14 protein-coding genes are annotated in these 12,799 nt (G+C 35.0%); 8 read left to right on the top strand and 6 right to left on the bottom strand.

Annotation, left to right across the window (positions count from 1 at the left end):
* The first annotated feature begins 86 nt into the window (after nucleotides 1–86).
* Nucleotides 87–740 carry a metal-dependent transcriptional regulator gene (locus OZP09_RS12235; protein ID WP_269233981.1) on the top strand — a complete coding sequence of 218 codons (654 nt, stop codon included), beginning with the start codon at nucleotides 87–89 and terminating at the stop codon, nucleotides 738–740.
* Between the two features lie 240 nt (nucleotides 741–980).
* Here the strand turns inward: OZP09_RS12235 and OZP09_RS12240 are convergent, their stop codons facing one another.
* The 6 genes from OZP09_RS12240 to OZP09_RS12265 all read right to left on the bottom strand — a co-directional run bounded on the left by OZP09_RS12240 (nucleotide 981) and on the right by OZP09_RS12265 (nucleotide 6,553).
* Nucleotides 981–1,385 (bottom strand): hypothetical protein, encoded by a 405-nt coding sequence (locus tag OZP09_RS12240; protein WP_269233982.1) that lies wholly within the window; start codon nucleotides 1,383–1,385, stop codon nucleotides 981–983.
* A gap of 116 nt (nucleotides 1,386–1,501) precedes the next feature.
* The gene (locus tag OZP09_RS12245; protein WP_269233983.1) at nucleotides 1,502–2,284 is read right to left on the bottom strand and encodes an enoyl-CoA hydratase/isomerase family protein; all 783 of its coding nucleotides are present in this window, start codon (nucleotides 2,282–2,284) and stop codon (nucleotides 1,502–1,504) included.
* A gap of 10 nt (nucleotides 2,285–2,294) precedes the next feature.
* Nucleotides 2,295–3,710, bottom strand: coding sequence for a sensor histidine kinase (locus tag OZP09_RS12250; protein WP_269237873.1), 1,416 nt, complete (start codon nucleotides 3,708–3,710; stop codon nucleotides 2,295–2,297).
* Between the two features lie 143 nt (nucleotides 3,711–3,853).
* Nucleotides 3,854–4,402 carry a CopD family protein gene (locus tag OZP09_RS12255; protein WP_269233985.1) on the bottom strand — a complete coding sequence of 183 codons (549 nt, stop codon included), beginning with the start codon at nucleotides 4,400–4,402 and terminating at the stop codon, nucleotides 3,854–3,856.
* 78 nt (nucleotides 4,403–4,480) lie between these two features.
* Nucleotides 4,481–5,494, bottom strand: coding sequence for a ferrochelatase (gene hemH, locus OZP09_RS12260; RefSeq protein WP_269233986.1), 1,014 nt, complete (start codon nucleotides 5,492–5,494; stop codon nucleotides 4,481–4,483).
* Between the two features lie 192 nt (nucleotides 5,495–5,686).
* Complete coding sequence (locus OZP09_RS12265) at nucleotides 5,687–6,553, bottom strand: AraC family transcriptional regulator (RefSeq protein WP_269233987.1); 867 nt, start codon at nucleotides 6,551–6,553, stop codon at nucleotides 5,687–5,689.
* Between the two features lie 381 nt (nucleotides 6,554–6,934).
* Here OZP09_RS12265 and OZP09_RS12270 point away from each other — a divergent pair, with 381 nt between their 5' ends.
* From OZP09_RS12270 to OZP09_RS12300, 7 genes are all read left to right on the top strand, one after another.
* The gene (locus OZP09_RS12270; protein WP_269233988.1) at nucleotides 6,935–7,369 is read left to right on the top strand and encodes a hypothetical protein; all 435 of its coding nucleotides are present in this window, start codon (nucleotides 6,935–6,937) and stop codon (nucleotides 7,367–7,369) included.
* Nucleotides 7,370–7,387: 18 nt separating this feature from the next.
* Nucleotides 7,388–7,972, top strand: a complete 585-nt coding sequence (locus tag OZP09_RS12275; RefSeq protein WP_269233989.1) for a globin family protein — start codon at nucleotides 7,388–7,390, stop codon at nucleotides 7,970–7,972.
* A gap of 354 nt (nucleotides 7,973–8,326) precedes the next feature.
* Nucleotides 8,327–9,631 carry a glutamyl-tRNA reductase gene (gene hemA, locus OZP09_RS12280; RefSeq protein ID WP_269233990.1) on the top strand — a complete coding sequence of 435 codons (1,305 nt, stop codon included), beginning with the start codon at nucleotides 8,327–8,329 and terminating at the stop codon, nucleotides 9,629–9,631.
* 43 nt (nucleotides 9,632–9,674) lie between these two features.
* Nucleotides 9,675–10,598 (top strand): hydroxymethylbilane synthase, encoded by a 924-nt coding sequence (hemC, locus tag OZP09_RS12285; protein ID WP_269233991.1) that lies wholly within the window; start codon nucleotides 9,675–9,677, stop codon nucleotides 10,596–10,598.
* Nucleotides 10,598–11,263, top strand: coding sequence for a uroporphyrinogen-III synthase (locus tag OZP09_RS12290; protein ID WP_269233993.1), 666 nt, complete (start codon nucleotides 10,598–10,600; stop codon nucleotides 11,261–11,263). Before hemC ends, OZP09_RS12290 begins: the two co-directional genes overlap by 1 nt.
* A 49-nt stretch (nucleotides 11,264–11,312) precedes the next feature.
* On the top strand, nucleotides 11,313–12,338 hold the full coding sequence (gene hemE, locus OZP09_RS12295; RefSeq protein WP_269233994.1) for a uroporphyrinogen decarboxylase: 1,026 nt from the start codon (nucleotides 11,313–11,315) through the stop codon (nucleotides 12,336–12,338).
* 76 nt (nucleotides 12,339–12,414) lie between these two features.
* Entirely contained in the window at nucleotides 12,415–12,798 is a 384-nt protein-coding gene (locus OZP09_RS12300) for a hypothetical protein (RefSeq protein WP_269233995.1), read from the top strand.
* Nucleotide 12,799: the final 1 nt, after the last annotated feature.

Genomic DNA, 12,799 nt, shown 5'->3' on the forward strand with positions numbered 1-12,799 from the left:
CTCCTAAGATTCTAAGGCTTTTTTTAAGCCTCAAAAGAAAAACTTAGAATCTTAGAATCTTAGAATCTTAGAATCTTAAAATATAAATGACCTTTTCAGAAGAAAACTACCTTAAAGCGATATATCACCTGACTGCTTCCCTGGAAACAGAAGTGAGTACAAATGCTATTGCCGAAATAATGGAAACTAAAGCTTCCTCTGTTACGGATATGCTGAAAAAGCTGTCTGAAAAAGATTTGGTAAATTATAAAAAATATCAGGGAGTATCATTAACCGAAAATGGAAAACTGGCGGCCAAAATGATTGTGAGAAAACATCGCCTATGGGAAGTCTTTTTAGTAGAAAAATTAAATTTCAGCTGGGATGAAGTTCACGAAATTGCAGAACAACTCGAACACATTAAGTCAGAACAATTGATTAACCGTCTGGATGATTTTCTCGGAAATCCAACGGAAGACCCTCATGGAGATCCGATTCCGGATGCCAATGGACGAATTATTAAAATTGAAAAACAATTGCTTTCTGAATTGTCCGAAAATCAAATTGGTATTTGCGTAGGCGTAAAAGACACTTCTTCAGAATTCCTGAAATATCTGGACAAACAGGAAATTGCCTTAGGTTCTAAAATTGAATTCTTATCGAAAGAATCTTTTGATTTGTCTGTGAAAATTAAAATTGACAACAGAGAATTGTCTATTTCGAACAAAATAGCTTCTAACTTATTTGTCAAACTGGTTTAGAAAGAAGTTATTCCGCAGAGAAGCACGGAGAAATCCGCAGAGATTCACAAAAATTTTTATTTGTCAGATGATTGTTTAAAATTTTTCCATAAAAAATGAATCAAACCAATGGGTATCTATGTCAAAAATTTCATGAATGTTTGGATAAAAGCTCAATAGGAACAAATGTATTAAGCAACGGATTTTAATCCGTTGATAAAGACGTTAAAAAGGAGATGAATTCCGTAGGAACGGCACATATTATTTCACTATTCCCTTCTCAATCATTTCCAGCATTACCGGCGAGGCGTTTTTAAATGTTGGCGGCTGTTCGATAATACTTCCGGCGTTCTTTTTGTTTACTTTGAACGTTACATCATGCTCTGTTGTGAAAAGCAACGCGGTTAAAAACGGCTTTTTGATGTACGATCCTAAGACTAGTAAAGCTTCATCTAATGTATGAATGCTTTCAACTTCTTCTGTTTTGTAACGGGTAGTTAATAAAATCGAAAATGTATCATCTTCATTCAGCACCAATCTGAAATAAATGTTTTTGATTTCGGTATCACCCATCGTTTTGGCCAAAGTTAATTTTGCGAAAGTGCCGTCCTGGATACTTTCTTTAACCCGTTCACAAAAAAGGGCAAATATTGGTTCGTATGACATTTTTTAAGGTGCTAAGGTTATGAGTCGCTAAGATTCTAAGTTTTTTATTTAAATACTGAATTTTTAAAACCTTTGCGAATCTCTGCGAATTCTTCGTGTATCTCTGTGGTATAATTTTATTTTCCTGTAAACTCCGCTTTTCTTTTCTTTAAAAAGGCAGTAGTTCCTTCTTTAAAATCCTGAGTTCCGAAACACTCTCCAAAAGATTTTATTTCGGTATCAAAACCATTCTTACCATCTTCAAAATTAGCATTGATGGCTTTTATCGCTTTTCCAATAGCAAAAGGAGCATTTTTAATGATTTTATGGGCGATTACACTTGTAAACGTTAATAATTCTGTCAGAGGCACTACATGGTTCACTAAACCGTATTGTTTTGCTTCTTCTGCAGAAATCATTGCTGCGGTCATAATCATTTCCATCGCACGTCCTTTCCCTATTAATTGAGGCAGGCGCTGTGTTCCTCCGTAACCCGGAATTAATCCTAGAGATACTTCCGGCAAACCCATTTTGGCATTAACCGAAGCTACCCTGAAATGACAGGCCATAGCCAACTCTAATCCGCCTCCTAATGCAAACCCATTCACAGCAGCAATCACAGGTTTCCTTAAATTTTCGATGTAATCAAAAAGTGACTCCTGTCCTTCCGCAGCTAATTGTGCACCTTCAACAACAGTATAATTGGCAAATTCAGAAATGTCAGCTCCGGCTACAAAAGCTTTTTCGCCGCTTCCTGTCAAAATGATAACCCGAACATCTTCATCTTTATTTAATAATTTAATAGCCTCGCTAAGATCAGTTATAGTTGCCTTGTTTAAAGCATTGAGCTTTTCAGGTCTGTTAATCGTTACTGTAGCAATTTTTTCTTCAATAGAAATTAAAATATTTTTGTAGTTCATGACCGCTTTTTTAAGAGTTGGTGATAGGCAGGGAAACTGTAAATGTAGTACCTTTTCCGTAAGCTGACTCAAAGGTAATTGTTCCTTTGTAATTTTCGATGATGTTTTTTATAATTCCGAGACCAAGTCCCATTCCGCTGGTTTTGGTCGTAAACTTAGGTTCAAATATTCGGCCAATATCCAGCTTTTGAATTCCGATTCCGTTGTCTTTAACCGCAATTTCTACATTGTCGTCACGGCGTTTTACAGAAACAATTATTGATTTGTGAAATTGACTTTCGGGAATCGCCTGAGTCGCATTTTTTACCAGATTGGTAATCACACGGATCAATTGGGTACGATCCATTTTGGAAATGATTTCTTCCTCTTCTTTTTCGAAAGAAATATAATCTTCGTTGAAAATATCCAGTGCCAGTTCGACAACCTCAACTACATTTAATGTTTCATTTTGCTGAGCCGGCATCGAAGCAAAGTTTGAAAATGCGGAAGCCACAGATGTCATCGTATCAATCTGCTGAATCAAGGTTTCAGAATAATCGTTCATCTTCTGCTTAACATCAGGATCATTCGGATCAAACTTCCGCTGAAAACTCTGCACCGTTAAACGCATTGGCGTAAGCGGATTTTTAATTTCGTGCGCAACCTGTTTTGCCATTTCGCGCCAGGCTTCTTCACGCTCACTTTGCGCTAATTTAATCGCACTGGTTTCGAGTTTATCGACCATTCCGTTATAGGCTTTGATCAGGAAGTTGACTTCTTTACTATTCGCTTCTAAAACAATTTTTTCGTTTTTCTGATCCAGATTGGTCTCTTCCAAACGATCTGAAATAGTTTTCAGTGATTTTGTAATATAAGTCGAAAGGAAATACGCTAACGCGAAAGCAACCAACAACATAAACGAATATACCTGACTTAACCGGATTAGGAAAGTATTCAATTCGTTGTCGTAATAACCGTCGTCCTCTAAATAAGGAAGATTTAAAATTCCAAGAGGTTTGAATTTTTCATCTTTTATTAAACTGTAAGAAGATCTGTTTTTAACGCCATTAATCGTTTTAATATCAACAAAACGCTTTTCTATAGAAGAACGAACCAATTTTAAAATAAAATCAGGAATTGGAGGCGCAACCTTATCAACAGCAAAAGACTCTTTGGATGATTTTAATAATTTTCCGTTAAGGCTGTAAATATTAATTTCGATTTTATGAATCTGGGCCAATTCATGGATTTTGTCTTTAAAAATCAAATCCAGATTTCCTGTTTTTAAAGGATACGTTGTTGTTGCCAGAACATAGTTAATGTGTTCTTTTACAGCATTTTCTTTTCGTTCTAAACGTTCCTGATGGTATTCTTTGGCTTCGTTTTTAAACTGAATAATTGAAATCGAAGCTAATAAAAAAGATGCCACAATAATCAATACAATCATCGACAGGAAAATCCTGATACGAAGGGAGAGCATTGACATTTTGAAGTTTAGCATGTTTTTTTGTTTTTTGTTTGTTTCAGGTTTCAAGTTTCAGGTTAGGTTGCGATTGGAAACTTGAAACTTGAAACCTGAAACTAAAAAAACTATTTCTTCTCTCTAATTCTCTTATAAAAGCGGAATCCAAGCATAAGCAACATGGAGAATAAAATAATTCCGATTACACCGAAAATCCAGTTGAAAGCACTTTTTAAAACTACTAAAAAAACAACGGCAAACAAAATAATCGTTGCACCTTCATTAAACAAACGCATAGAGTTTCCTGAATATTTCACCTCATCTCTTTGCAATTGCCTGAAAATTTGATGACACTTTAAATGATATAGATACAATAGAAAGACGAAACCTAATTTGATGTGCATCCAGGGCATTTTGAGCCACGCATTTCCTAAATCTGTGAAAAACAGCATCCAAAAAGCAAAAATACTCGCCAAAACCGCTGATGGCCATGTAATAATGTACCAAAGGCGATAACTCATTATTTTAAATTGCGCCTGTAGAATTTCTTTTTCGGGAGATGGCTTATCATTTGCTTCTATTTGATATACAAATAAACGCACAATATTAAACAATCCTACAAACCAGGTTAGTACGAAGATAATGTGTAGTGATTTTAGATAATTGTAGTATTCCATTGTTATTGGTTTCAGGTTTCAGGTTTCAGGTTTTTCTCAAAGCTGGCTAAACTTGGAACATGAAACCTGAAACAAATATTATTTTGCCCAATCGTTAATCCAGTTTGAAACCGTTTGGCACCACTCATCGTCGTCATTTAGACACGGAACTGCCAAAAACTCTTCTCCTCCGTTTGCTTCAAAATCTTCTTTGGCGCGCATGGCGATTTCTTCCAGAGTTTCTAAACAATCTGAAACGAATGCTGGTGTTACAACCGCTAATTTCTTGATTCCTTTTGCAGGCATATTGTCAATTTCAACATCCGTATAAGGCTCTAACCATTTATCACCCGCTAAACGGGATTGGAAAGTCAGACTGTATTTATCTTCTGGAAGACCTAATAGTTTTACAACCTGTTTTGTCGTTTCATAACATTGGTGACGGTAACAGAATTCATGTGCCGGAGATGGCGTGTTGCAGCAGGAACCATCGATTTTGCAATGTGATTTAGTTACATCGGTTTTTCGGATATGACGTTCTGGAATTCCATGATACGAAAATAATAAATGATCGTATTCAAATCCAACTAAGTGTTTCTGGATTGAATCTGCTAAGTTTTGGATGTAATCCGGTTTGTTGTAAAATGCCGGAACATCGGTAAATTTCATGTGAGGGAATTTCTTCTTGCGAATTTCTTCTGCTTTAACCAAAATTGTCAAAGTCGAAGCCATTGCATATTGCGGGTACAATGGAAAAAGCATTACATCTGTAACCCCTTTATCGCTTAATTCCTGAAGTCCTTTTTCGATGGTCATGCTTCCGTAACGCATTGCAAGCGAAACCGGAACATTCACTAAAGGCTGTACTTTCTTTTGCATTCTTTCTGAAAGAACTACTAACGGAGAACCTTCTTCCCACCAGATTTTCGCGTAAGCATGTGCCGATTCTTCCGGTCTTTTTCTTAAAATAATGCCTCGAACCAATAATGCTCTTAATAAATACGGAACATCGATTACGTATTTATCCATTAAAAATTCATCTAAATACGGTTTTACATCTTTTGGTGTTGGACTTTCCGGAGAACCTAAGTTTACTAATAATACGCCTTTCATTATTGTCTTTGCTTTAAGCTTTTGTTTGTTTTTAAAATTTCGTCAAAAGTAGTCCTTGCTGCTTTTGTGAAATATGATAATTGTTACTTTTTAATTATGCTATTATTTTTAAAATTGATTTTAAATAATTTGTGAATATTCCTCTCGCAGATTCGGCAGATTCTAATTTGTGCTAATTAGTGAAATTAGTGTTTAAACATTAGCATTAATCGACATCAAATATTTTTTTGGTGTTGTTCCGAATTTCTTTTTAAATGCCGCTATAAAATGACTTCCGGTGCTGTAGCCTATTTTCAGTCCTACTTCGTTTACATTATAGGATCCGCTGTCTAATAGTTTTCTGGCGAAATCCATTTTGTAATCGAACAAAAAACCGTAAACCGTATCACCGTAAATTTGTTTGAAGCCCATTTTCAGCTTTTTCAGATTCAGGCCAATCTCATCTGCGAGTTCCTGCAAGCCTGGCGGTTCTGCCATATTAGCAATTACGATTTCTTTTGCCTTTCGGATTTTTAGAACATTATCTTCATCAATCAAAAACGGGCATTGTTCTGCATTTGGGTCTTCGGTCCTGTTGAAATATAAACTCAATAATTCGTATCCTTTTCCTTTATAATAGAGGTTTTTAATAGAAGGGTGAAGATTATAATGAAAAAGCTGACTCAGTACAATCGCCATTGAAGGACTGATATTTCCTTCGTTATAATACTTCTTATCTTTATTATCAGGACTTAAAAATGTAATATAATCCGCTTCCGCAGAAAATAAAGCATGAAATTTCTTGATAGACACAATTACTGAAATCACCCAGGAATTTTGAGCTAATTCTAAATTAAGCGGCAATTCTTTCTGCGGGTTATATAAAAGCAACGATTTTTCTTCTTTAAGTTCTAAAGTATAATTGCCCTGATTGAACAAAAATTTCGCATTTCCTTTTAGCCCAAAATGAAACTGTATGAGACCGCTCCCTACTTCACGCTGCGCAAAAAAAGGTTCTGAGCCGTCGTTTTGAAAACGGATAAGCGTAAAATCGTCTTCAATTTTAATTTCCTCCTCCATTGATTTCTTTATTCAGGTTACTATTCCCGTTTTTAATAAAACGAATAATTGGACATTCAAAATTAAATCTTTTTGATGGTTTATCCGATTACCTGCACTTAAATTTATAAAATCTTTATTGTTTCATTATTTAAATGCAACTTGAAATCACTTATCTTTTTTGATGAAGTTACCATACTAAAAAATCACTCCAATTTACTGGTTTTAAGCCTAAAATCTGTTTTCTGACTCCAAAATAAATCTGGCATTTTAAGAATAGTGATAATGTTTTAGTTATTCATAACAATTCTAAATTAATGTTTTCCTTATATAAATTAAAACCACACTCAAAAAGCCTCCGTATATAATTTTCAAAATCTAACCATTTTAAAAATTACAGATATGAAAACAAACAAAACAATCAAAAAGATCCTTAGGATAGGATTGGTGATTACCATACTATTCTTCTGTATTTTGCTTTTTCACATTATTACTGCCAAACCCGCAGTTTATGAAAGCCCAAATTTACAGGTAAGCCGTATTGATTTTAAGGAAAACATCGATTCTGTCCAGGCCAGACAAATATGCTTTGATTTAAGATCTATTAAGGGACTTACCTCTGATTCGATTATAGTGAAAAGAAATGTGGTCGTGTATTTCCACAACAATAAAATCACGAATTCTGAAAAAGTTTATAATGAATTAATGAGCAAAAGACCTTATGATGCCAAACGTTATATTCTTCCGGCAAATTTAGCCAACAAAGAAGTTTGTCCTGTAAATCAAAACAGTATGAGCTATAAATTATCTCAAAAAATAAATCAGTTTTTTAATTAACCCTTTAAATATTTTATTATGAAAAATTTTTCGAAAATTACACTTAGTGTATTGATAATTGCATCGGCAACTTTGACTTCCTGCAGTAATGATGATGATTCTGCACCTGTAAAAGCATCTATCTATAGTCGTCTGGGCGGAACTACAATGGTGGCAGATCCCGATAACTCAGGACAAATGATTGAACAGGGACGTTTAAGTTTCCGCAAAGTGGTAAACTCCACTATAGGATTAATTGTAGCTGACGTTCAGTCAAATGCTTCTGGGAATTTACAGGCACATTTTGCTCCGTTATTAGCAGAAACAGGAAATACTCAGGCTACCAACATTGCTAAATTATCAGATAACTTAACTGATTTCTTCTCTTATAATACAGGAGGAACAAATGCAGTAAATACGTATTCAGGCTTAAACATGGTTGCTGCACATGATCCGGCAGTCAATAAACGTATGGGAACAAAAGCCAGTAATGCAGATTATACAAAATTCGAAGGATATGTTGGTGCTGCAGCTAATGCAAACGGTGTTGCTTCTAATACAGAACTTTACACTGATATTGTAGCTGTATTAGAATCTTTAAGAACGCCAATCGTTCAAAAATAATTGATTTTTCTTAAAACCCTGCCTGTTGAAGGTAGGGTTTTATTTCATGAAACTGTTTTTATATTTAAATTTCTACCGCAATGAAATTGAATAAGATATAAAACAGAAAAATGAATCCGAACTCATAGCGATATTTTTTCGCAAGCTATTTAAAACAAAAGCCAGATTGTTATTTAGAATAAATATACATAACAAGTTGTCGAATCCTTGATATCATTATAAGTGGCAATAAATCCTATTTAAAACAGCCAAAATGAATCAATTTATTCCATAGCGATATAAAAAGTACCTCTAGCGTTGTTTTTATAAATTACTTAGTAATAATTTTGTTGCACTTTTTAACGAAAGTATAATATGGAAAATTTTAATATGTCCAGAACTACCACTTTTTACGCTTTAGGTTTAAGTTATAAAAAAGCAGATGCTACAATTAGAGGAAAATTTAGTTTAGATGCTAAAGCACAATCTGATTTACTTGCTCAGGCAAAAACCGAAGGAATAGAATCATTAATCGTCACTTCTACCTGCAACAGAACTGAAATTTATGGTTTTGCCAATCATCCGTACGAACTAATCAAATTACTTTGCGACAACAGTAATGGATCTGTTGAGGAATTTCGAGAGGTTGCCTATATCTACAAAAATCAGGAAGCCGTAAACCATATGTTTCGCGTAGGAACAGGTTTAGACAGTCAGATTTTGGGTGATTTTGAAATCATCAGCCAAATTAAAATCGCTTTCAACCTTAGTAAATCCGAGGGTTTAATTAATACTTTTATTGACCGTCTTGTTAATAGCGTTATTCAGGCAAGCAAAAAGGTCAAAACAGATACTGAAATTTCTTCTGGTGCAACATCGGTTTCGTTTGCATCGGTTCAATATATTATTAAAAACGTAGAAGATATTGGAAACAAAAATATTCTGCTATTCGGAACTGGAAAAATAGGACGAAATACCTGCGAAAATTTAGTAAAACATACTAAAAATGGTCACATTACGCTTATCAACAGAACGAAAAACAAAGCTGAAATCCTTGCCGGCAAACTAAATGTAATTGTAAAAGATTACGCTAACCTGCAGGAAGAACTACAACAAGCCGATGTTTTGGTTGTAGCAACAGGAGCAAAAAATCCAACTATTGACAAGACATTACTAAATTTAAAAAAACCGTTATTGATTCTGGATTTATCTATCCCAAGAAATGTAAATCCTGATGTGGAACAAATACCGGGTGTAACTTTAATACATCTTGATTATCTGTCACAAATGACAGATGATACCCTTGAAAGAAGAAAACAGCATATTCCGGCTGCAGAAGCTATAATTGAGGATATGAAATTAGAGTTCAATATCTGGATGAACGGCCGCAAATATGCTCCTACCATTCATGCGCTAAAAGCAAAACTAAACGATATGGTTGCCGGAGAACTGGCCTTTCATAAAAAGAAAATGCTAAATTTTGATGAAGAACAGGCTGAATTAATCAGTTCCCGAATTATACAAAAAATCACCAGTCAGTTTGCCAGTCACTTAAAAGACGAAAACACATCAATTGACGAAAGTATTGAGTTTATTGAAAAAGTATTTCAGATTGGACAGCTTGCACCAAAAATTATTCCTTCCCCAATTGAAGAAAAATACAAAATCAACCTCTCATAATAGTTAAACAGAATGTTCCTTACTTTTAAGGATCCAAAAAAATATGGCTCAAAAAGTTATCAGAATAGGAACCCGCGATAGTGAGCTCGCACTTTGGCAGGCCCACACAGTCGAAAAAAAATTAAATGATTTAGGCTTTAAGACTGAAATTGTTGCCGTAAAATCCCAGGGAGATATTATTCTCGACAAACCTCTTTACGAACTCGGCATCACGGGAATCTTTACTAAAACTTTAGACATTGCCATGATTAATGGCGATATTGATATTGCGGTGCATTCGATGAAGGATGTTCCAACAGCTTTACCAAAAGGTATTGTTCAGGCTGCAGTTTTACCAAGAGCGAATGTTTTAGACATTTTAGTCCATAAAGGAGATCCTGATTTTACAAATCCAAGTACTATCGCAACCGGAAGTCTGCGCCGTCAGGCACAATGGTTTAATAAATATCCAAATCATACTGTAGTTGATTTACGCGGCAACGTAAATACGCGTATGCAGAAATTACAGGATAACAACTGGGACGGAGCTGTTTTTGCAGCAGCAGGTTTAGAACGGATCAATCTAAAACCAGAAAACTACATCAACTTAGATTGGATGATTCCCGCGCCGGCACAAGGAGCAATGCTGGTTGTGGCAATGGAAAATGACAATTATACTTTAGATGCACTTTCGCAGTTAAATGATATCGAAACAGAAATTTGCACTCATATCGAACGCCAATTTTTAAGAACGCTTGAAGGTGGATGTACAGCACCGATTGGAGCTTTGGTTACCTATAACGAAGACGAAGACACTTTACATTTTCAAGGAGTTTTACTTTCTATTGACGGAAAACAGAAACTGGAAATAAACAAAACAGTTGATATTTCAGAATGGAAAAAACTAGGTTTCAATTCGGCTCAGGAGATTTTGAATAATGGCGGAACGGAATTGATGCAGCAAATCAAAGAATCCCTGAAAAAATAATGGCAAATCCAGTTCAGATATTATCTACTAAAATATTATCGCCTCTTCATAAGCAGGAATTGATGAAATATGGTATTGAAGTAATCGAAGCTGATTTCATCAAAACCGAAAACAAACCTTTCGAATTAAAAGACCTCAACGAAAGTCTGATTTTTACCAGTCAAAATGCCGTTCACAGCATTTTGTCTCATCCAAAATCAGAACAGCTGAAAAAGAAAAACGTGTATTGCGTTGGACTTAAGACCAAAACCTTATTGACCGATAACGGGTTCAATGTTGTTGCGTATACAGGTTATGCTGCGGATTTAGCCGAAATCATTACTTTGATTTATGGAAGTGAAAGCTATACTTTTTTCAGCGGAAATCTTAGAAGAGATACTTTGCCTGAAGCTTTAAAAGAAAACGGAATTAAATTCAATGAAATTCAGGTTTACGACACAACATTACAGCCTCAGAAAATAAAAGGAAATCCCGAAGCGATTTTGTTTTTTAGCCCGTCCGGTGTTAAAAGTTATCTGAAAGACAATAAAATTCAAAAACAAATCTGTTTCTGCATTGGTGATACCACCGCAGATGCTTTAGCTAAAATCACCAAAAACATTATCATCGCAGATCAGCCTACAATTGAGGACGTGATTGAAGATGTAATTCACGAATATAAATAACAAACCTAACAGGTTTCAATAAACCCGTTAGGTTTAAACATAAAAACTCATGTTAAAAAACGACCTATTTTTAAAAGCTTTAAAAGGAGAAACAGTACAGCGTCCACCAGTATGGATGATGCGTCAGGCAGGAAGATATTTACCTGAATTCAGAGCCCTGCGTGATAAATATGATTTCTTTACGCGATGTGAAACTCCGGAATTGGCTGCAGAAATTACAGTTCAGCCTATTCGCAGAATTGCTCCGGATGCAGCTATTCTTTTTTCAGATATTTTGGTTGTTCCAAGAGCAATGGGAATTCACGTGGAATTAAAAGACAATTTAGGTCCGATTATTCCGGATCCGATTCGCACCATGGAACAGGTAAATCAGGTTTTTGTTCCGGATGTAAACGAAACTTTAGGTTATGTTTTTGACGCTGTGAAATTGACTAAAGAAATGCTGAACGATGAGGTTCCGTTAATTGGTTTTGCAGGTTCGCCATGGACCATTTTTTGCTATGCGGTTGAAGGAAAAGGTTCTAAAAGTTTTGATACTGCAAAAGGATTCTGTTTTTCAAACCCAATTGCAGCTCACACTTTATTACAAAAAATCACAGATACTACTATTTTATACTTAAAAGAAAAAGTAAAATCGGGGGTAAATGCCGTTCAGATTTTTGATTCATGGGGCGGAATGCTTTCTCCGGTTGATTATCAGGAATTCTCATGGAAATACATCAACCAAATCGTTGACGCTCTGGCTGAGGTTACTCCGGTAATTGTTTTCGGAAAAGGATGTTGGTTTGCATTGAATGAAATGGGTAAAAGTAAAGCTTCTGCACTTGGAGTTGACTGGACGTGTTCTGCAAGAAATGCACGTTATTTATCTGGTGGAAATGTTACTTTACAAGGAAATTTCGATCCTTCAAGATTACTTTCGCCAATTCCGACTATCAAGAAAATGGTTCACGAAATGATCGACGAATTCGGAAAAGACAAATATATTGTAAATTTAGGTCACGGAATTTTACCAAATATCCCCGTAGATCATGCTAAGGCATTTATTGATGCAGTTAAGGAATATGGACAATAATATAGTTGAAAGTTTACGGTTGATAGTTGGTGGAAATAACTATCAACCATAAACCAACAACCATAAACTCATAAAAATGCTCAACAAAGGCCTAAGAGACGAAGAAAAAATCAGGATTGATAACGTTCTCAAAACGTTACGAACTCTTGTTTTTGTACCTCAGCCTTTAAGAAACACTCAAAAAGAAAATATTGAAAATCAACTAAAAGACTTTGGTTTAAACATTGAAACTTTAGTACAACATTCTAATGAAGATCTTATAGATTTATTAGTGCGTTGTCATTTGGATTTTGATCATTTAGAACAGTTTGCCGATTTTCTTTTAGAATTATCTAAAACCGAAGAATATAACTTTCAGGAAAAAGCTTTGGCACTTTATCAATATATTCAACTGAAAAGCAACGTTTTTTCTTTTGGAATAAATACTAAGATTGCTTCGGCGAAAGCCAAAAAACAATAAA

Source organism: Flavobacterium flavigenum (assembly GCF_027111255.2).
Taxonomy (GTDB): Bacteria; Bacteroidota; Bacteroidia; order Flavobacteriales; family Flavobacteriaceae; genus Flavobacterium; species Flavobacterium flavigenum.